Origin of the sequence: Lentzea sp. NPDC059081 (assembly GCF_042738015.1) — a bacterium.
GTDB lineage: Bacteria > Actinomycetota > Actinomycetes > Mycobacteriales > Pseudonocardiaceae > Lentzea.
On the sequence record NZ_JBHYGW010000041.1, the window covers coordinates 36064 to 55882 of the forward strand.

General features: G+C 70.7%; 17 protein-coding genes. 10 read left to right on the top strand and 7 right to left on the bottom strand.

Translation table 11 applies throughout. The features are described from left to right. Window positions 1–46 precede the first annotated feature (46 nt). The 5 genes from ACFWV3_RS42440 to ACFWV3_RS42460 all read left to right on the top strand — a co-directional run bounded on the left by ACFWV3_RS42440 (window position 47) and on the right by ACFWV3_RS42460 (window position 5959). The gene (locus ACFWV3_RS42440; RefSeq protein WP_382419635.1) at window positions 47–1072 is read left to right on the top strand and encodes an ABC transporter substrate-binding protein; all 1026 of its coding nucleotides are present in this window, start codon (window positions 47–49) and stop codon (window positions 1070–1072) included. A gap of 221 nt (window positions 1073–1293) precedes the next feature. Continuing rightward, window positions 1294–4089 (top strand): nitrate- and nitrite sensing domain-containing protein, encoded by a 2796-nt coding sequence (locus ACFWV3_RS42445; RefSeq protein WP_382419636.1) that lies wholly within the window; start codon window positions 1294–1296, stop codon window positions 4087–4089. Beyond that, a complete protein-coding gene (locus ACFWV3_RS42450; protein WP_090051261.1) occupies window positions 4086–4508 on the top strand; it encodes a roadblock/LC7 domain-containing protein in 423 nt (140 codons plus the stop codon). Before ACFWV3_RS42445 ends, ACFWV3_RS42450 begins: the two co-directional genes overlap by 4 nt. A 26-nt stretch (window positions 4509–4534) precedes the next feature. Then, window positions 4535–5125 carry an ATP/GTP-binding protein gene (locus ACFWV3_RS42455; protein ID WP_382419637.1) on the top strand — a complete coding sequence of 197 codons (591 nt, stop codon included), beginning with the start codon at window positions 4535–4537 and terminating at the stop codon, window positions 5123–5125. 321 nt (window positions 5126–5446) lie between these two features. Further along, complete coding sequence (locus ACFWV3_RS42460; RefSeq protein WP_382419638.1) at window positions 5447–5959, top strand: snapalysin family zinc-dependent metalloprotease; 513 nt, start codon at window positions 5447–5449, stop codon at window positions 5957–5959. Window positions 5960–6002: 43 nt separating this feature from the next. On the opposite strand, the gene ACFWV3_RS42465 is transcribed toward ACFWV3_RS42460, so the two are convergent. From ACFWV3_RS42465 to ACFWV3_RS42485, 5 genes are all read right to left on the bottom strand, one after another. After that, the gene (locus ACFWV3_RS42465) at window positions 6003–7835 is read right to left on the bottom strand and encodes a diguanylate cyclase domain-containing protein (RefSeq protein ID WP_382419639.1); all 1833 of its coding nucleotides are present in this window, start codon (window positions 7833–7835) and stop codon (window positions 6003–6005) included. Further along, on the bottom strand, window positions 7835–8635 hold the full coding sequence (locus ACFWV3_RS42470) for an SAM-dependent methyltransferase (protein ID WP_382419640.1): 801 nt from the start codon (window positions 8633–8635) through the stop codon (window positions 7835–7837). The genes ACFWV3_RS42465 and ACFWV3_RS42470 overlap by 1 nt, the downstream gene beginning before the upstream one ends. Before the next feature lie 101 nt (window positions 8636–8736). Continuing rightward, window positions 8737–9180 (bottom strand): hypothetical protein, encoded by a 444-nt coding sequence (locus ACFWV3_RS42475; RefSeq protein WP_382419641.1) that lies wholly within the window; start codon window positions 9178–9180, stop codon window positions 8737–8739. Then, a complete protein-coding gene (locus ACFWV3_RS42480; RefSeq protein ID WP_382419642.1) occupies window positions 9158–9775 on the bottom strand; it encodes an RNA polymerase sigma factor in 618 nt (205 codons plus the stop codon). The genes ACFWV3_RS42475 and ACFWV3_RS42480 overlap by 23 nt, the downstream gene beginning before the upstream one ends. A gap of 54 nt (window positions 9776–9829) precedes the next feature. Next, window positions 9830–10726, bottom strand: coding sequence for a S8 family serine peptidase (locus tag ACFWV3_RS42485; protein ID WP_382419643.1), 897 nt, complete (start codon window positions 10724–10726; stop codon window positions 9830–9832). Here ACFWV3_RS42485 and ACFWV3_RS42490 point away from each other — a divergent pair. After that, window positions 10688–11110 carry a hypothetical protein gene (locus ACFWV3_RS42490; protein ID WP_382419644.1) on the top strand — a complete coding sequence of 141 codons (423 nt, stop codon included), beginning with the start codon at window positions 10688–10690 and terminating at the stop codon, window positions 11108–11110. The two genes, ACFWV3_RS42485 and ACFWV3_RS42490, sit on opposite strands and share 39 nt — an antisense overlap. Continuing rightward, entirely contained in the window at window positions 11107–13695 is a 2589-nt protein-coding gene (locus ACFWV3_RS42495; RefSeq protein ID WP_382419645.1) for a CHAT domain-containing protein, read from the top strand. Before ACFWV3_RS42490 ends, ACFWV3_RS42495 begins: the two co-directional genes overlap by 4 nt. A gap of 447 nt (window positions 13696–14142) precedes the next feature. Here ACFWV3_RS42495 and ACFWV3_RS42500 read toward each other — a convergent pair whose 3' ends face one another. Then, window positions 14143–14502, bottom strand: coding sequence for a hypothetical protein (locus ACFWV3_RS42500; RefSeq protein WP_382419646.1), 360 nt, complete (start codon window positions 14500–14502; stop codon window positions 14143–14145). Between the two features lie 126 nt (window positions 14503–14628). Here ACFWV3_RS42500 and ACFWV3_RS42505 point away from each other — a divergent pair, with 126 nt between their 5' ends. Beyond that, on the top strand, window positions 14629–17406 hold the full coding sequence (locus tag ACFWV3_RS42505; RefSeq protein ID WP_382419647.1) for a BTAD domain-containing putative transcriptional regulator: 2778 nt from the start codon (window positions 14629–14631) through the stop codon (window positions 17404–17406). A gap of 43 nt (window positions 17407–17449) precedes the next feature. After that, entirely contained in the window at window positions 17450–19003 is a 1554-nt protein-coding gene (locus tag ACFWV3_RS42510) for an FAD-binding oxidoreductase (protein ID WP_382419648.1), read from the top strand. On the opposite strand, the gene ACFWV3_RS42515 is transcribed toward ACFWV3_RS42510, so the two are convergent. Continuing rightward, window positions 18966–19217 carry a YggT family protein gene (locus ACFWV3_RS42515; RefSeq protein ID WP_382419649.1) on the bottom strand — a complete coding sequence of 84 codons (252 nt, stop codon included), beginning with the start codon at window positions 19215–19217 and terminating at the stop codon, window positions 18966–18968. The genes ACFWV3_RS42510 and ACFWV3_RS42515 overlap by 38 nt on opposite strands. A gap of 107 nt (window positions 19218–19324) precedes the next feature. On the opposite strand from ACFWV3_RS42515, the gene ACFWV3_RS42520 reads away from it, so the two are divergent. Continuing rightward, the gene (locus ACFWV3_RS42520; RefSeq protein ID WP_382419650.1) at window positions 19325–19654 is read left to right on the top strand and encodes a TfoX/Sxy family protein; all 330 of its coding nucleotides are present in this window, start codon (window positions 19325–19327) and stop codon (window positions 19652–19654) included. Window positions 19655–19819 lie beyond the last annotated feature (165 nt).

The following is a 19819-nucleotide window of genomic DNA, read 5'->3' on the forward strand; positions in this document are numbered from 1 at the left end:
TCTCCCCCCGCAACGACGACACCGCTCCGACAGGAGAGTGCTCCCGATGACTCGAAGAGTCCGCCGCACGGCCATCCGTGGCATCGCACTGGTCGCCCTGCTCGCCACAGTGGCGAGCTGTAGTGCGCTCGGCGGCAAAGAGCAGGCGCCCGCGACCAACTCGAACTCGAACTCGAGCAGTGGTCCGGTCGAGAAGTCCAAGATCACGCTGGGTGTGATCCCGGTCGTCGACACGGCGTCGGTCTACATCGCGCAGAAGAAGGGCTACTTCAAGGAACAGGGCCTTGAGGTGGAGCTGAAGACGATCCAGGGCGGTGCCGCCGGCATCCAGCTCGTGGTCGGTGGCGAGCTGGACTTCACGTTCGGCAACTGGGTCTCGTTCATCGCCGCGCAGGCGAAGGACAACGCCAAGAACGTCGACGGCCTGAAGCTCATCGCCGACGGCTACCAGGCGAAACCCGACATGTTCCTGATCTTGGCGGACGGTGGCTCCGCCATCAAGTCGGCGAAGGACCTCGCGGGCAAGACCATCGCGATCAACACGTTCAACAACATCGCGGAGCTCACCGCGAAGGCGACCCTCGAGGCCGCGAACGTGGACGTCAGCACGGTCAAGTTCAAGGAGATGGCGTTCCCGGACATGCAGGCCGCGGTCCAGAACAAGACCGTTGACGCCGCCTTCATGGTCGAGCCGTTCATCACCCGCGCGCAGCGCGCCGCCGGTCAGATCAAGGTGCTGGACGCCGCGTCCGGCCCGACCGACAACATCCCGATCGCGGGTTACGGAACCAGCGGCAAGTTCGCCAAGGAGAACCCCAAGACCGTCGCCGCGTTCCAGCGCGCGATGGCCAAGGGCCAGGCCGACGCCGCCGACCGCCCCACGGTCGAGCCGCTGATCGTCGAGTACGCCAAGGTCGACAAGGAAACCGCTGGTCTCGTCCACTTCGGCGCCTTCCCGACCACGCTGGACGCGACCCGCCTCCAGCGCGTGGTGGAGCTGATGAAGACGTACAAGATGCTGCCCAAGGACATCGACGTGAAGTCGATGATCATCCAGCCCTCCGGCAGTTGACGAAACGCACGGGTGACTGTGATCGGGCCGTGATCGCGGTCACCCGTGCACCTCGTTTCCGCCGTATGAATTATCGCTTCAGGGCCGTTTAGCCGCCCACTTCAAAGTTGTTGATTCTCGAACCAGCTGTTTTGTCGTCCGAACGGCGGTATGAGAACGGTGCTTTTTACTCCAAGATCCACCAGGTTTGCAGCTATTAAACGGGGCGGGGAGTGTTGACGGTGCGCGGTCGTGAGGACCAGCGAGGCATCGACCGGTTCCGCCTACGCAACTGGCGGTTGCGGAGCAAGCTCGCGGTTGTGTTGCTAGTTCCGGCTCTGAGCACCGCGACTCTCGCGGGCCTGCGCCTGAACACCCAGCTCGACGACGTCGAACTCTTCGACACCGTCCAGCGCGAGCTCGCGGTCAGCCACCAGGCGGCGAAGGTGGAGAACGCGCTTCAGGTCGAGCGCGACTACGCCGTGCAGTGTGTGGCAGCAGGCAGGCAGAACGCGTGCCCCGAGCACGCGGCCCGCACTGGGCTCACTGACACGGAGCTGGGCAAGTATCGAGACTCGGGCGCGACGGCCACGGCCTTGAGCGCGCCCCTTCAGGAGTCGTTCACCAAGTCGCTCGAGTCCCTCGACGGACTGGCGAGCTTGCGTGTCACGCTGCTGAGCACGAAGTACCCCGACATCGCCGTTGTCGGTGCGTACAACCAGATCATCGCGCAGCTCAGCCAGGTGCACCGCGCCGCGGTGTCCAGCCTGAGCGAGCCGGAGATCGTTCCACTGGTCTCCGCGGCGCAGGCGCTCTACAACGCGCAGGAACAGCTCGGCGAGCAGAACTCCATCCTGGTGTCCACCGCACTGCGCCGGGGCTTCGCGCCTGGTGCCGCGGACGAGCTGCGTGCCGCGCAGTCCCGTCTGGACGCCGCGCTCACCGAGTTCAACGACGCGGCGTCGGTGGAGAACCAGCAGAAGTTCCAGGACATCGTGTCCGGTTCGGCCGTCGACGGCCGGAACCGGCTCGTGAAGCTCGCGCTCGCGCAGGACGCGGAGCGCGAAGCGGTCACCATCACCGACGCCGAGGTCCTCAAGATCGGTCAGGACGCCGCGAACCTGCTTCGCGAGGTCTCGGCCGAGCTCGAGAACCAGGCCAACTCGACGACCACGCGCCTGGCCGACCAGGCTCGGTCGGACGCCTGGCGCGACGCCGGCCTGGTCGCGATCACGCTGCTGGTCGCGTTCGGCCTGATGGCGATGGTCGCGCAGTCGATGCTGAGGCCGCTGCGCGTGCTGCGCCGCAGCGCCCTCGACGTCGCCCGCAACCAGCTGCCGGAAGCCATTCGGCGCATTCGTTCGCACCGCGAGCCGGAACGGGCCGCGGAAGAGGCGATCGTCCCCGTGCCGATCAACACGACCGAAGAGGTCGGCCAGGTGGCACGGGCGTTCGACCTCGTGCAGCGCGAGGCTGTCCGCCTCGCCGTCGAGCAGGTGGCACTGCGCGCGAACGTCAACGACATGTTCATCAACCTGTCGCGGCGCTCGCAGGCGTTGGTGGAGCGGCAGATCAGCGTGATCGACCGGCTCGAGCAGGACGAGCAGGACCCCGACCACCTGGCGTCGCTGTTCGAGCTCGACCACCTCGCGACGCAGATGCGGCGCAACAGCGAGAACCTCCTGGTCCTCTCCGGCACGACGGTCAACCGCCGCGTCACCCGGCCGGTCGCGATCGCCGAGGTCCTCGGCGCCGCGGTCTCCGAGGTCGAGAAGTACGCGCGCGTGCAGATCGCCCCGACGCCGGACCTGATGGTGCAGGGACGCGTGGTCAACGACCTCGCGCACCTCGTCGCCGAGCTGCTCGACAACGCGACGGCGTTCTCCAAGCCCACCACCAAGGTCACCGTGCGCACGATCGAGACCCGCAAGGGCGAGGTCGCGATCCGCATCCACGACCGCGGTGTCGGCATTCAGGAGGACGAGGTCGCCGAGTTCAACCAGAAGCTCGCCGAACCGCCGGAGGTCGACGTCTCCGTCGCCCGCGAGATGGGCCTGTACGTGGTCGGCCAGCTCGCGAAGCGCCACGAGATCCGCGTGACGCTGGCGAACAACGACGACATCGAGGGCGGTGTCACCGCCCAGGTGATCCTGCCGATCTCGTTGCTGCACAAGGGCTCCGCGCCCGCACTGCCGCTGCCGGCCGCGACCCCGGCCCCCGCGCCGGGCGTCGAGACCACCGGCGAGGGCCTGTCCGGTGTGCCGAAGTGGACGCCGGAGCACCCCGTGTCGCTGCCGTCGCCCGCCGCGGTCGCCGAGGACAACTCCGGCCGTCACCGCATCGAGCAGACGTCCACGGACGGCCTGTTCACGGCGCGGATCGAGGCGGACGAGAAGGCCTCGGAGGACGGCTACTCCTACGAGCCGCCCGTCGAGCGCCCCGCGGAGCAGAACGATCCCGTCACCGAGATCTTCCCGGCCGTCGTCGACGACGACGAGCCGCTGATCTCCCCCGACGCGCTGTCGCGGTGGTTCCAGACCCCCGCGGCTGATGAACCGACCGTCATCGCACAACCCGTCAGGGACGTTCCGGCACCGGAGCCGGCACGTGCCGAGGAAGAGCCAGAACCGGCCACGGTGAACGGTCTGCCCAAGCGGCAGCGGTCCGCCGAGCCCGCGAAGGCCGAGGCACCCACGGCGGTGCCCCGCGCGGTCGCCGACTTCGCCGACTCCGACTGGGGTGCGGCGGACGACGGATGGCGCGCCGCCGGCGCGCTCGGATCCGGCGAGTCCGCGCAGACGACGGAGAACGGCCTGCCCAAGCGCGTTCCCAAGGCACGCCTCGTGCCCGGATCGCTTCCCAAGCCGTCGTCACCGGCGCCCCAGCTGGCGACCGCCGCGGCAGTGCCCGCACGGTCCGCCGACCGGTTGCGTCAGCGGTTCGCCACGTACCAGAAGGGTGTCCAGATGGGCCGAGACTCGCTCTTCGACTCGGCCGTCGGGGGCATCCCCGTGATCGCAGAAAGGGAACGCCAGTGACCACCGCGACTGAGGAACTGGACAACTTCAGCTGGCTGGTCGAGGACTTCGTCAGCAGGGTCGCCGGTGTCGCGCACGCGATCGTCGTCTCGGCCGACGGACTCCTGCTCGCTTCGTCGGACCGCCTCCCGCACGACCGCGCGGAGCAGCTCGCCGCCGTATCTTCCGGCTTGGTTTCGCTGAACCAGGGCGCGGCGCGCTGTTTCGAAGCGGGCGAGGTGAAGCAGACTGTCGTCGAGATGGAGCGGGGCTACCTCTTCCTGATGTCCATCAGCGACGGGTCGTGCCTCGCCGTGCTCGCCGCACCGAACTGCGACATCGGGCTCATCGGTTACGCGATGACCCGGCTCGTGGAGCGGGTCGGTCTCCAGCTCACGCCGGAGATCCGCGCCCAGCTGCACGTCTCCATGCGGGCCTGAGAGTTGAAGAGCAGAAGGAAGTTCCCATGAGCAACGGCGGTCCGGGTCGTCCGGGGTCACCCAACCTGACCACGACGTCGGCGAAGATCGTCGTCGCCGGCGGGTTCGGCGTCGGCAAGACGACGTTCGTCGGCTCGGTCTCCGAGATCACCCCGCTCACCACCGAGGCCGTCATGACCCAGGCCTCGGTGGGGGTCGACGACCTGTCCATGGTCCCCGACAAGGTCACCACGACGGTGGCCATGGACTTCGGCAGGGTGTCGCTGGACAAGGACCTGATCCTGTACCTGTTCGGCACGCCGGGCCAGCACCGCTTCTGGTTCATGTGGGACGACCTGGTGCGCGGTGCGATCGGGGCGGTCGTCATGGTCGACACGAGGAGGATCGACGAGGCGTTCGCGCCCATCGACTTCTTCGAGGACCGCGAGCTGCCCTACGTGATCGCGGTGAACTGCTTCGACGGCCTCCTGCACCACCGGGCCGAGGAGATCCGCGACGCGCTGACGATCTCGTCGGCGGTGCCGATCATCCCGTGCGACGCGCGGAACCGGCAGTCGACGAAGCAGATCCTCATCGCGCTGGTGGAGCACGCGCTGCGCCAGCCGTCTTTCGCCTGACCTCCGCTCCCGCGGAAACGACGGGGCCGGTGCCTTCGCGGCACCGGCCCCGTCCGCGTTCCCGGGCACCCCCGTCCGGTTCATCAGTCCCAGTGGGCGTCAACAGTTATGCCCCCGCGGGACCTCGGCACGGGAGAGCGCGGACATCGTTGGTAGGGCGCGTTTCCGCTCGCCACGGGCGGTGGCCCGCGACCGGTGCGCCGAGGGCCCCTACGAACGGACTGGACCGTGCCAGTGCGCTTCACACTTGACTCTTCTTGTGCGCCAAGGCATCGGCGATACAGTCGGGGAGCAAACACCCTGCATTGCGAGGAGATCCCTGTGTTCCTGCGCAAAACAATCGCTGTGCTGTCCAGCGCTGCCGCCCTGTCACTCGGCATCGTCGGCACCGCTCAGGCGGCCACCACCCTCACCTACAACTCGACGGGTGCCGCGGCGTACGCGGCCGAGATCGACGCCGGGGCGCAGGTGTGGAACACCAACGTGCAGAACGTGCGCCTGGTGAAGACCACGGGCCGCGCGAACATCACCATCGTGTCCGACCCCGGCTGGCCGCGGGCCCAGCCGACGACGCTCGGCAACGGCAAGATCTGGATCGGCAAGCAGGCCGTGGACGAGGGCTACAACAAGGTCCGGATCGCGGCCCACGAGATCGGCCACATCCTGGGCCTGCCGGACGTGAAGCCCGGACCGTGCTCCAGCCTGATGTCGGGTTCGACCGGCGGTGTCTCGTGCACCAACGTCAACCCGAACGCGTCGGAGAAGTCGCGGGTCGAGCGGAACTTCGCCGGCACCGCCAAGGCCGACCTGTCCACCGCGGTGGACGCGGCCTAGTCCGTTCGCAGTGGTCGCGGCCGACCCTGACGGCCGCGACCGCTCACGGCGCCACCACCAGGTCCACCCCGAGCGCCTGGAGCTCGTCCGGGTCGCCGGGCCCGCCGATCACGTGCACGCCCGCCGACCGCAGCAGCGGCACCATGAGCGCCAGCCCCTGGCGTGCCAGCCTCTCCGACGGCGGCCTGGCCAGCCGGACTCCCCACACCGGACTGCGGTCCACGGTGGACAGTCCGGCGAAGCCACCGCCGAACTCGTGCAGCAGCACGCGCACGCCCATGTCGTGCAGCACCTCGAGGTTCTCCTCGCCGTCGGGCATGGCCCGCACGTCGAGCGCGAGGAAGAGCGACGAGGCCGGCAGCGCGCACGACCGCAGGACCGACCGCACGTGCGCCGCCAGGTCCTGGTCCCTGGACAGGTCCACTGACAACCGCACGAGCACCGGCTCGCCGCGGGAGCACGCTTCCTCCAGCAGCATCCGCCCGAGGCGGGACGCGAGACCGAGGGCGTCGGCGTGGGCGACGACCTCCTCGTGGCCGGCCGCGCCCCAGCGCAGCGACGCCTCGACGAAGGCGAGCGAGCCGGGCACCCACGACACCGGCCGGAACTCCACGGAGATCTCGCCGTTCTCGAAGGCTCCCGGCATCGCCGCGATCCGCGCGAACCGGGCCCGGTCGGTGACGTCCGCCTCGTGGTCGTAGACCGCCCACTGCCGCTTGCCGCCGGTCTCGGCCCGCCGCAACGTGGAGTGGGCCCTGCGCAGCACCGCCGCCGGGTTCGCGCCGGGACCCGTCACGTGCACGAAGCCGATCGACGTCGACACCGCGACGCCCGCGCCCTCCAGGTACACCGGCTCGGACAGCTCCTCGTCGATCATCGCCGCCAGTGCCGCGACGTCGGGGGAGCCCTGGATCAGCACGACGAACTCGTCACCGCCGACCCTCGCGACCACGGCGTCGGGCAGCACGACCCGCAGCCGTCTGGCGACCTCGACGAGCACCGCGTCGCCCGCCACGTACCCGAGCCCGTCGTTGACGATCGTGAGGCTGTCGACGTCGAGGTACGCCAGCGTGTGCGGCGCGCCGGTCGCGAGCGCCGACTCCAGCTTGTCCGTGAACGAGGCGCGGTTCGGCAGCCCGGTCAGCAGGTCCGTCAACGACTGGTGCCGCAGCCACTCCTGCAGCATGCGCTGCTCCGTCACGTCCTCGATGAGGGCGACGTGGAACTTGGGCAGCCCGTCCGACCCGCGCAGCACGGACAGCACCACGTTGGCCCACACCGTGTCGCCGTTGTCGCGGGTGAGCTCCCGCTCGCGCCGGTCGGTGTCCACAGTGGACTCGATCATCCGCTCGCAGGCCGCGGCCAGCGTGCGGGCGTCCTCCTCGGTGAACAGCTCCTTCGGCATCTCCTCGTGCCCGAGGATCACGGCCAGTGCCTCGTTCGCCTCGACGACGGTGCCGGTCAGGTCGAAGATGGCGATGCCGACCGCGGTCGACGCGAACACCTGGGCGAACCGGGCCTCGCTGTCGTGCAGGTCGCGCTGGGCGTCCTCGACGGCCTTCAGCAGCGAGTTCTTGACCTTCTCCTGCTGGGCGAACAGCTCGTCGCGCGTCGCGCGCACGTAGCCGGCGGCGAGCCCGCCGAGCACGTCGGGGGAGACCTCGCCGGACAGCACCTCGACCGTCCGCCACAGCGACTCGGGCCCGGTGAAGCGCTTGCGCACCAGCCATTCCCCGACCTCGGGCGCGTCCTGCCCAGCACGCAACCGGGCGGCGTGCTCGTCGAGGTGCTGCGTCAGCTTCCGCCGCGACATCGGCGAGTACGCGCTCTCGATCAGAACCGCCGCCCAGCGCTGTGCGAGGGACGAGGCAGGCATCAGGGCTTGATGCCCACCGCGGCGTAGAGGTTGGCCTTCGACGGGTCGGTGCCGACGTCCTCGGGGGTCTCCGGCCGCCACTCGGGCGTGAACACGATGCCGGGCTCGACGACCTCCGTGCCCGCCAGCATGTCCGCCACCTGCGCCCTGGTCCGCGGCGTGATCGGCTCGGCGGTCTTGGCGAAGATCTCCTTACCGGCGGCCATCGCCGCGGGCATGCTGTCCGCCGTGAAGTGCGACAGCGCCAGGTAGGAACCGGGCGCGAGCGCGTCGACGTAGCGCCTCAGCACCCCCCACGGGTCGTCGGAGTCCGGGATGAACTGGAGCACGCCGACGACCAGGAGCCCGACGGGCTGGGAGAGGTCGAGCAACGACGACGCCTGCTGCACCACCTTCTCCGGCTCGCGCAGGTCGGCCAGCAACGCCGTCACGTCCGGCTCGTCGGCCAGCATCAGCTCGGCGTGCGTGATCGCGACCGGTTCGAAGTCGACGTAGACGATCTTCGAGTCGGGGGCGACCTCGTGCGCCACCTCGTGCACGTTGCCGACCGTCGGAATACCGGAACCGAGGTCGAGGAACTGGCGAATGCCGAGTCCCGCCAGTTCCAGAACGACGCGGCGCAGGTAAGCGCGGTTTCGCCGTGCCATGTCCCGCACCGGCAGAACCCTGATCAGTGCTTCGGCCGTCGCGCGGTCGGCCTCGAAGTTGTGCCCGCCGCCGAGCAGGTAGTCGTAGATCCGCGCCGAGCTCGGCACGTCGACGTTGACACCTTCCGGTACCCAGCTGACCCGATCGACCACAACAGCACACACCTCTCGCGATGCGAATATCCGAGCGTGCTGACCCTACTGGCCGATGCTGTAGGCCGAACGAGCGAATTCCACCGTCACACGAATGCGCGTCAGAGGATAAACCAATCAGTACAGCCGTTCGCGAACCGGAACTTCACCGGTCCGCGCGGCGCCGCCCCCATCACGAACGTCCCCAATTCGTCGACCGGCGTCGTTTCGCGGTCGCCGTCCGGCGTCACCAGCGTGACGGACCCGGAGGCCGGCATCAGCTGACCGGTGATCCCCGCCGCCGACACCTCGACCTGCAGGCTCACGCCGTCCGCGTCGAACACGAGCTGCCGCGCCGTCGCCGTCGACCGCGCACGGGCGAACAGCGTGTCGTCCAGCACCGAGTCGTACGACGTGACGAGCAGCAGCTCGTCGTCGATGTTCCGCCAGGTGAAGGCGGCCTTGGCGGCCTCGACGAACTCCGGCGGGACCTCCTCGGGGGGTGTGCTCACCGCGTCGCGCAGATCGTCGAGCAGTGCCTCGTCACTGTCCCAGTCGTGCCGCACCCAGCACACCTCCTCTCCTCGCGGGCGATCCCAGGAAGGCCGAGACCGCCGTGGTCTTGCGCAGTTTCTCCAGGCACCGGATCCGCGTGGGCCCGATGCTGCCGACCGGCATCGCGAGCTCGTCGCTCACGGCCTGGTAGCTCGGCGGCGGGTCGGTCATGAGCTTCGTCAGCAACCGCTTGCACTGGTCCGTGAGCTCGGCGAACCCGTCCCGCAACGCCTGCCGCCGCTCCAGCGCCAGCAGGTCCGCCTCGACGTCGCCGTCCACCTGTTCCGGCTCCAGCGCGTCGGACTCGGACAGCGGGTCGTAGAGGTGCGTGCGCTGCTGGACCCGCAGCACGCGCAGGCACTCGTTGCGGGTCGTCGTCATGATCCAGCCGGGCAGTGCCTCCGGCTCGCGCAGCCGTCCGATCTGCTCCACGAGCCGAAGCCACAGCGTCTGGTTCACGTCGGCCGCATCCGCGGGGCGCAGCCGGTGCTTGTAGATCACCGACACCACCAGCGGCGTGTAACGATCGACGATCTCGTTCCACGCCGACTGGTCGCCCTCGGCCGCCGCGCGCACGAGCGCGGCGATCGGGGATGCTGAGGTCACGTCGACTCCTAGCGGTCACAACTGGCGGAGGACGAGGTTGCTCCCCAGATACAACTATTTGACAAAAACTCCGTAGCCGGGGTGGAACTCCGGCCCGGTGACCAGTTTGTCACGTGCCTGAGCTGCGGTGATGCCGTCCGCGACCATCGTGGCGGCGATCCGTCCGGTGACCAGCGGCGCCGCGAACGACGTGCCGTACCAGTAGGCCCACAGCGCGAACGGGGTGGCGCCGGCCTCGCCGGGCAGCTGCCACTCGCCCTTGAGGTAGGTCGAGGCGCGGTTGCCGACGGCGCAGGCGTCGACCCAGTGGCCCCAGTTCGAGTAGAACGCCGGGGCGAGCGAGCCGTCGCGTTCCTGCTGGGCGGCGGCGACGGCGGTGACCCCGCACAGCGCGGCGGGCCAGCTCGGCCGTTGCGTGCCCTGGTTGCCGGCGGAGGCGACCACGACGATGTCGTCCGGGAGCGCCTCGATGGTGCGGCGCAGCGGCTCGGACGCCACGTCGTCCTCGGTGAAGCAGCCGAGGGACAGGTTCAGGACGTTGATCTTCTTGCGGCCCAGCTCGGTGATCTTGCGGCAGATCCGCTCCTCGTCACCGAACCCGTTGGGGTCGAGGCCGACCTCCGGGTCGAACGTGACGCCGGGCGCCGCGTTCTGGATGACGCCCGCGACGAACGTGCCGTGCCCGCCCTGCAACGCGAAGTTGTCGCCGCTGGCGTAGGCGGCGTCGACGTCGTCCGCCTCCTCGGCGTACCGGCCGCCGAACCAGTCGGAGTGCTCGCTGGAGGCGCCGGAGGAGATGCCGGTGTCGATGACGCCGACGCGGACCTCCCGGAGCCGGTCGTCGGACTTGGGCGCGGACATCGGCTCGGCGGGGTAGGGCCGGTCGCCGGGGTTGCCCATGATGAGGCCGCCGTGACCGACGACGACGTGGTGCGGCTGGACCAGCGGCACCCGCTCGTTCGGCCAGTTCCGCTGGTCGCGCAGGAGGCGGACAATCCGCGGAATGTCCTCCGCGTTGTTCGGCAACGTCAATCGGGCCAATCCGGCGAATCCCTCGCCGGGCCGGGCGATGATGTTGTTTTCCCGAAGCTTTTCGACGACGCGTTGTTGGTCTTCGACCTCGACGAGCAGCTGGCCGGGTCGATAAAGGAATTCACGCCCGCGTTCGGCGTGGAAGCTGATGTTCTTGTCCTCGGCGATGAGCTGCAGAAAAGCTCTTTGGTAAAGCTCCGCGCTTTCTGGCGTTTTCGACACCACGGCCTCACTAAAGCAGCGTTGACGGGCACCCCGACCGAGCTTGATCAAGCTACCACAGGCGATAAAGTGTCGCCGTGACCGATTTTTCCGCGGAGGACGCGCTGGAGGCCAGGCAGCGCAACCCGCGCGCGGCCGTGGAGATGGCCCGCGCGGTGCTCCGCGCGACGGAGGATCGGGCGGAATGGTCGATCGCCGAACGCGCGATCGGTCTCGCGTTGCGCGAGATGCACGACTTCCCCGGCGCCGCCCGGCACCTGCGCCGGTCGATCAAGATCGCGTCTGCCGCCGGCCTGCCCCGGTTGTCCGCTCTGGCGCAGATGAGTCTCGCGTGGGTGCTCGTCTACACGGGCAAGCAGCGGGCCGCGCTGAAGGCCCTGGACGACGCGATGCCGGAGCTGACCGGTGCCGACGCGGTCGCCGCACTGATGCAACGCGGTGTCGTCTTCCACTACCTGACCCGCCACGGCGACGCGCAGCGCGACTACACCGCGGCCATCGCCGGTGCCCGCCGTGTCGGCGACCGGCTGGTGGAGGCCCGCGCCCTCAACAACCGCGGCCTGGTGCGCGCCTACGTCGGCGACATGCGCGAGGCGTCGGCGGACTTCGCGCTGGCGGCGACGCTGCTGGGGGAACTGGGGCAGGAGCTCGGCGTCGCGGACGTGCACTGGAACGCGGGCATCATGGCGACCCGCGGCGGTGACGTGCCGGCCGCGCTGACGTTGTTCGACAAGGCGGAGGAGGTGCACCGCCGCCTCGACGTGATGCGCCCCGTGCTGCTGGTGAACCGCCTGGAGCTGCTCGTCTCCGTGCCGCTGCTGGACGAGGCGCGTGCCGCGGCCGACCGCGCGATCGTGGAGCTGAAGGCGTTGAAGAACCCGCTGGGCGTGTCGGAGGCGCTGTACTTCCGCGCCAGGATCGCCCTGCTGGACGACGATCCGGACGCGGCGCACGGGTTCGCGGCCGAGGCGCGGCGCCGGTTCCGCCGCGAGCAACGCCTGCTGTGGGCCGCGGGTGCGCGGTACCTGGAGCTGCACGCGGCGGTGCTGCGCGGTGACCGCTCACGGCCGTTGCGGCTGGCGTTGTCGCGCGTGGCGTCCGAGCTCGACGCCATGGACTGGCGGCTGCCCGCCCTGGAGGCCCGGATCGACGCCGGGCTGGTCGCCGCCGACCTCGGGCACCACGCGCGGGCCGTGACCGAGCTGTCGCTGGCGGCCGCCGCCCGCCGTCGTGGCCCGGCCGGGCTGCGGGTGCGCGGCTGGTACGCGGAAGCGTTGCGGCGCAAGCTCACCGGGGACGTCCGGGGCACCTCGTCGGCGTTGCGGCGGGGGATCGGCCTGCTCGACGAGTACCGGGTGTCGCTGGGCGCGGCCGAGCTGCGGGCGTCGGCCGGTGTGCAGGGCCAGGCGCTGGCGCTGGAAGGGCTGCGGCTCGCGGTGGCCTCGGGCAACGCGGCGCGCGTGCTGTCGTGGACCGAGAGCTGGCGTGCGGGAGCGTTGCGGATGAAGTCCGTGTCGCCACCGGACGATCCGCGTCTTGAGGACGCGCTCGCGTCGCTGCGCGCCGTCTCGGCCGACGTCGAGTCCGCGGTCCTGGCCGGGAAGCCCGCCGGCGCGTTGCGGATGCGGCTGGTGCGCGCCGAGCAGCGCGTCCGCGACGTCACCCGGCAGCTGTCCGGCGAGGTGTCCGTCTTCAAGCCGCCCTCGGTCGCCGCCCTGGCCTCCGCGCTGGGGTCGGCGGCTTTGGTCGAGTTCGTCGAGTACGAGGGCTCGCTGATGGCGGTGGTGCTGGCGGACGGCCGCGCGTCGCTGCACCCGCTGGGCGCGATGGAGGGGGTGGTCCGCGAGATCCGGTTGCTGCGCTTCGCGTTGCACCGCCTGGTGACCCTGCCGCCCCAGCTGCCGAACCTCGCCGTGGCCAGGTCGTCCGCCTCGCACGCGGCCGCGCTGCTGGCCCGCCGCCTGCTCGACCCGCTGGCGTCGCGGATCGACGGCCGCCCGCTGGTCGTCGTGCCGACCGGCCCGCTGAACGGCCTGCCGTGGGCCGTGCTGAACCGCCAGGTGACGGTCGCGCCGTCGGCCTCGGTGTGGCTGCGCGCGTGGTCCGTGGCGGACGCGGCAGGCGAGTCCGTGCTGGCCGCAGGCCCGCGGATGGCCGCGGCCCCCGCCGAGATCAAGGCCATCAGCACCCACGTGCCCGGCCGCGTGCTCGTCGACGCGGAGGCGACGGTCAGCGCCGTGGCGTCCGCGATGGACGGTGCCGCACTGGCCCACATCGCCGCGCACGGCTCGTTCCGCGTCGACAACCCGCTGTTCTCGGCCCTGGAGCTGGCCGACGGCCCGTTGACCGTCTACGACATCGAGCGCCTGCGCACCCCGCCCACCAGGGTCGTGCTGTCGGCCTGCGACACCGGCCAGTCGGCGGTCCGGCCGGGCGACGAGCTGATGGGCTTCACGGCGGCCCTGCTGGGCCTGGGCACCCGGACGTTGATCGCGCCCGTGGTGCCGGTGCCGACCGACGGCACCGCGCCGGTGATGGTGGAGCTGCACCGGAAGCTCGCGGCGGGAATCGCTCCGGCCGAGGCGCTGGCTTCGGTGCAACGGGCGGCGGTCGACGACGCCGCTTATGCCGCCGCCGTCGGTTTCGTGTGCTTCGGCGCGGGTTAGGGCCTGTCCTGCGGATCGTTCTTGGGTGGGTTCCGGCGTGGTCGCCGTGCGATGGGCCGTGCCTGTTCCAGCGTGGTCGTGCACCTCGGACGGAGCGCGTGTGTTCATCGCCGCTGGCGCGTCGATAGCGATCGGGGCTTGACTTCGGGGCCCTTGCGAGGCGCCGTTGACGGCCGGAAAGGGCCGGTGGCTTCGCGGCCGGCCGTGCTCTTGAGGGGTAGCACCTCGCACCCAGAGTCAAGCCCCAATCGCAAAGAACGGGTGGGTGCACCGCTACCCGGCGGCGTGAGGGAGGACGGCTCGCCTTCGGCATCGCTTGAGAGGGTGGGCGCCTGAGGCGAAGATCCGCAGGACACGCCCTGGCCGGATCGGCTTCGGGCGTGGCCGGGCATCGCGCCGGGGCGGCCGGCGCAGTGCGCGCCAACCGCCCGGCGAGCCCCCTTCGCGTTACGGCGTGACGATGCCGGAGCACGGGTCCGCGCTGACGGGCTGGTCCTCGCAGACCTTGAACCGGTAGACCTTGCCGAAGGTGGCGTTGCCGCACCCACCGCCGCTGCTGTCGTAGATGCGCTGGGTCCCGGTGTCGGTGTCGAACACCCCGTACACCCTGTTGCCGTCCTGCTCCATGTCGCAGACCTCGACCCACGTGCCGTTCGACGACGCGTAGTTCGGGGTCCCGGGCACCTGGATCGAGGCCATGGCGTGGACGTCGGCCGCCGCTTGGCCGCCGGACAACAGGGCGGCGAACAGCGTGAGCGCCGCCAGCAGGCCGAACGACCCCGTGACCCGGCGCTTGTTCTCGAGCATTGAAGTCCCCCTTGCTTCGGATGAGCAGCACGGGTGCCGTGCCGAGACCACCGTGTGCCGCCGTCTCCGTGAACTTCCCTCGTTCTTCAACAATCCGCTGCTCAGTGCTGGTATCACCGTGAGGCGATGGAGTTCGTTCTTCTGGGTGGACCAGCGGCGCTCGTCGGTGACCGCATGCTCGACCTCGGGCCGGCGCGGCAGCGGTGCGTGCTGGCCGCGCTGGCGGTGGACGCGGGCCGGGTGGTGTCGGTGGACCGGCTGATCGACCGGGTCTGGGGCGGGAACCCGCCGTTGCGGGCCAGGGCGACGTTGCTGAACTACCTGTCGCGGCTGCGGCTGCTGCTCGCCGATGCGGGCGGCGAGGTCGTGGTCCGGCGGCCGGGTGGGTACTCGCTCCAGGTCGAGCGGTCCGCGGTCGACGTGGTGCACTTCCACGACCTGTGCGATCGAGCCCGGGCCGTCGACGACGAGCAGGCGGCGGTCCTGCTGCGACAGGCGTTGGAGCTGTGGCGGGGAGAAGCGCTGACCGGCGTGGACGGTGAGTGGGCCGAGGCCGAACGCGACAGGCTGTACCGGCGGCGGCTGGAAGCCGAGTGCGACCTCACCGACGTCCTGCTCCGCCTCGGGCACGGGGAGGACCTGGTGGCCGCTCTCGCGGCCCGTGCCGCCGACTGGCCGTGGGACGAACGCGTCGCGGGCCAGCTCGTCCTCGCCCTGCACCGCGCGGGCCGCACCGCTGATGCCCTGGCGCACCACCGGCGACTGCGCGACCGGATGGTCGAGCAGCTGGGAACCGAGCCCGGCGCCGCACTGCGGGACCTGCACCAGCGCGTGCTCGAAGCAGACCCCGCCCTCCTCCCGTCCCCGGCGGTGATCAGGGCAGCGGCCGAGGCCCCGGTGCCGAGGCAGCTGCCAGCGTCGCCGCGGTGGTTCACCGGTCGCGGCGCCGAACTGGCGCGCCTGGACGAGGCGCTGGCGGCGGAGCCGGGTGGAGCTCCGGCCGCGGTGGTGATCTCGGCGATCGGCGGGGCCGGCGGGATCGGCAAGACCTGGCTGGCCCTGGCGTGGGCGCACCGGCACGCCGAGCAGTTCCCCGACGGGCAGCTGTTCGTGGACCTGCGCGGCTTCGGCCCCGCCGACGAGCCGATGGCCCCCGGCACGGCGGTGCGCGGGTTCCTCAGCGCCCTGCAAGTCGACCCCGGCCGCCTGCCGTCCGACCCGGATGCGCAAGCCGCGCTGTACCGCAGCCTGCTCAGCGGGAGGCGGATGCTGATCGTGCTCGACAACGCCGCCACCCCTGACCAGGTCGTGCCCCTGTTGCCGGGCTCGTCCTCCTGCACCGTTCTGATCACCGGCCGCACGAGGCTCGCCTCGCTGATCGACCGGCACGGCGTGCGTCAGCTGAACCTGGACGTCCTCTCCCGCACCGAGTCCCGCGCGCTGCTCGCCACCCGCCTCGGCGCCGGCCGCGTGGCCGCCGAACCCGGCGCCGTCGACGAGCTGGTCGACCTGTGCGGCGGCTACCCGCTCGCGCTGTCGATCACCGCCCGCCACGCTGGTCCCGGCGTCCCGCTGGCCGAGGTCGCCGCCGAGTTGCGCGAGTTCGGGCTGGAGCTGCTGGACCACGACACCGACCCCACCGCCAGCCTGCTCGCCGTCCTCTCCTGGTCGCTGCGCCGGCTCACCGACGAACACCGCACCGTGTTCGGGTTGCTGGGCATCGCCCCCGGTCCCGATGCCACGACGCCCGCGGTGGCCGCTCTCACCGGCCTGTCACCCGCTCGCGCGCGCAGAGCGTTGTCCGCTCTGGAGGACGCGGCCCTCGTGGAACGGCGAGCGGGTGGTCGTTGGGCGATGCACGACCTGGTCCGCGCCTACGCCGCCACCACCGCCCGCGATCTGCTCGACGGCGTGCGGGAGGCAGCTCTGCGGCGGGTGCTGGACTTCCACCTCCACACCGCGCACGCCGCCGACCGCCTCCTGGACCTCCGCCGCCAGCTCCTGGAACCCGGCCCGCCTGCACCCGGTGTGTCTCCACATCCGTTGCCCGACGCCGTCACCGCGCTGGCCTGGCTGGAGGCCGAGCACGCCACCCTCCTGGCCACCCAGCGCGCCGCGCTCGCCCTGGGCCACCACGACGTCGCCTGGCACCTCGCCTGGGTGCTCGACACCTTCCACCACCGGCAGGGGTACAAGCGCGACGCCCACACGACGTGGCAGGTGGCACTGGAGGCCGCCGCTCACCTGCCAGACCCCGGCACCCGCATCCGCACGCATCGGCACCTCGGCTTCGCCTGTTCCCGGCTGGGCAGGTACGAGACGGCCGTCGAGCACCTGGACCAGGCTCTTGTTCTCGCAGTGCACCAGCACGACCTCACCCAGCAGGCGCACACCCAGCTGGCGCTCGCGCTCGCCTGGGGCGCACGGGAGCACGACAGCCGGGCCCAGGACCACGCTCAGCGAGCCCACGACCTCTACCACGCCCTCGGCCAACCGGCGTGGGACGCCGAGGCGCTCAACACGGCGGGCTGGTACGCCGCGCGTGCGGGCGACTTCGACGCCGCCCGAGAGCACTGCCACGCCGCTCTCGTGCTGCACCGGCAGAACGACAACTCCGCCGGCGAGGCGCAGACCCTGGACAGCCTCGGGCTCATCGCCCACCGCACCGGAAACCACCGCGACTCGGTCGAGCTCTACCGCCGTGCTCTCGCCGTGTACCGAGAGCACGGCTACGCCTACCAGGTCGCCACCACCCTCGACCACTCCGGCCATCCCCATGCGGCCCTCGGACAGCACGACCAAGCCCGTGAAGTCTGGAGAGAAGCGCTGCGGCTGCACCGCGAACAGGGCCGAGACGAGGACGCCGCGCGGGTGCGACGGCAACTCGACGACCTCGATCCGTGAAGACCAATCCAGAACTTGAGCGTTTCGCTTATCGTTGCTCGCCATGACAACGAGGTCGTGGTGGGGCTGGGGCACCGTCGAGGACGCCGTCACCCCGGAGGAACGCCGTGCGCTGGCCGACCGCGTCCGCGCCGTGCTGCCGGACGCGGACCTGACGTTCCACGAGCCGCCGGACCCGTCGGCGCTCGACCTGCCCGTCTCGCGCGTCGAGCCTCCGTCCGGCCTCTACTCCACCGATCCCGTCGACCGGCTCGCGCACGCCCGCGGCCAGGCCTACCGCGACGTCACCCGCAACCTCGCCGGCGACGTCGGCCCGCTGCCCGACGCGGTCGCCCGCCCGCGCACCGAGCAGGACGTGGTCGACGTCCTCGACTGGTGCTCGTCCCACGACGTCGCCGTGATCCCGTTCGGTGGCGGCACCTCCGTCGTCGGCGGGGTCGAGCCGCGCGACCTGGACCGCGTCGTGACGCTGGACCTCTCGGCGCTGGACCAGGTCCTGGAGGTCGACCCGACGAGCCGTGCGGCGCGCATCCAGGCCGGCGTGCTCGGGCCGTCGCTGGAAGCACAGCTGAAGCCGCATTCCCTGACCCTGCGGCACTTCCCGCAGTCGTTCGAGTTCTCGACGCTCGGCGGCTGGCTGGCCACCCGCGCCGGCGGCCACTACGCCACGCTGTACACGCACATCGACGACCTGACCGAGTCGATGCGCGTTGTCACGCCGGCCGGCGTCTCCGAGTCGCGCCGTCTGCCCGGCTCGGGCGCGGGCCCGTCGCCCGACCGCCTCTTCCTGGGCTCAGAAGGAACTCTGGGCGTGATCACCGAAGCGTGGATGCGCCTGCAGTCACCCCCGGCCCACCGCGCGGGCGCGTCCGTGCGGTTCGCGTCGTGGGACCGCGCCGTCGAGGCGACGAGGCTGATCGCGCAGTCGGGCCTGCACCCGGCGAACTGCCGGCTGCTGGACCCGGCGGAGGCGTTCCTCAACGCGGGTTCGGCCCAGTCGGTCCTGGTGCTGGCGTTCGAGTCGGCGGACCACCCGGTGGACGCGCTGCTGGCCCGTGCCCTGGAACTCTGCGCCGACGGCGAGATCGTCGAAGGCGCCTCGGCCCGCTGGCGCCAGTCGTTCCTGCGCATGCCCTACCAGCGCGACGCGATGGCCCAGCACGCGATGATCACCGAGACCTTCGAGACGGCCTGCACCTGGGACCGCTTCCCGGCACTGCACGCGTCCGTGGTGGAAGCCGCCACGGCAGCACTGCGCGAGGTGTGCGGCATCGGCGTCGTCACGTGCCGCTTCACCCACGTCTACCCGGACGGCCCCGCGCCGTACTACGGCATCTACGCGCCCGGCAGGTGGGGCAGCCTCACGTCCCAATGGGACGACATCAAGGCAGCCGTCTCCGAAGCCCTGTCGAACGCCGGCGGCACCATCACCCACCACCACGCCGTGGGCCGCGATCACATGCCCTGGTACACCCGCCAACGCCCGGACGTCTTCCACGCGGCCCTGGCAGGAGCCAAGGCCGCACTGGACCCGTCGAACATCCTCAACCCCGGCGTCCTCACCACACGATCGACCGCAGGACCAACGCCGCGATGAACACCACGGTGAACGCGAGGTCCAACCCGAACCCGCCGAACCGCACCGGCGGCAACACCTTCCGCACCGGCGCCAGCACGGGCTCGGTGACCCCGTGCGTCACCCGCCGCACCTTCCACACCCAGTCACCACGAGCCTGGAAGGTCACCGCCCAGTCCACGATCATCCGCCCGATCATCACGAGGATGAACAGCGTCAAGATCCACCCGATCACCCAACCGACCACGCCGAACAAGGTGCGCCTCCTAGATGTCCCTTATGTCCATGAAGCCACACGAATCTGAGAGGCGCCTGGCAACTCGCTGAGACATCATTCAGCCCGTGGCGTACGACGAGGGCCTGGCACACCGCCTGGGCGACGCGCTGACCCCGCTGCCGGGCGTCAGCACGAAGAAGATGTTCGGCAGCCTGGTCTTCCTGTGGAACGGAAACATGCTGGTAGGCGTCCTGGGACCCGACCTGCTGGCGAGGGTGGGCCCGGAGGCCCAGCCCGACGCCCTGGCCCAGCCGGGCACGCGGGTCTTCGACTTCACGGGACGCCCGATGAGGGGCTGGGTGGTGGTGGACGGGGAGGCGGTGTCGGAGGACGAGGCGCTGGAGGACTGGATAGCCCGGTGCCGCGAGTTCGTGGAAGCGCTGCCGCCGAAGTAGCGCGAAGCCGAAGGCGAGCCGGGGCGACGGCGAAGCCGAGCTGCTTTTGCTCTTGGCTTTTCCCATGCGCTCGGGTGGGGTGGTCCCGTCACGAGCAGTGCTGACGCGTTTGGCCGCGCCCGAGGAGGGGTGTCAACCCGGCACGCTTTTCGCCGGGTTGACACC

Bases quoted from the DNA above. Each gene is read 5' to 3' on its own strand.
- ACFWV3_RS42500 (WP_382419646.1), bottom strand. From the start codon at position 14,502: ATGCTCGAGAACAAGCGCCGGGTCACGGGGTCGTTCGGCCTGCTGGCG.
- ACFWV3_RS42455 (WP_382419637.1), top strand. From the start codon at position 4,535: ATGAGCAACGGCGGTCCGGGTCGTCCGGGGTCACCCAACCTGACCACG.
- ACFWV3_RS42510 (WP_382419648.1), top strand. From the start codon at position 17,450: ATGACAACGAGGTCGTGGTGGGGCTGGGGCACCGTCGAGGACGCCGTC.
- ACFWV3_RS42505 (WP_382419647.1), top strand. From the start codon at position 14,629: ATGGAGTTCGTTCTTCTGGGTGGACCAGCGGCGCTCGTCGGTGACCGC.
- ACFWV3_RS42465 (WP_382419639.1), bottom strand. From the start codon at position 7,835: ATGCCTGCCTCGTCCCTCGCACAGCGCTGGGCGGCGGTTCTGATCGAG.
- ACFWV3_RS42440 (WP_382419635.1), top strand. From the start codon at position 47: ATGACTCGAAGAGTCCGCCGCACGGCCATCCGTGGCATCGCACTGGTC.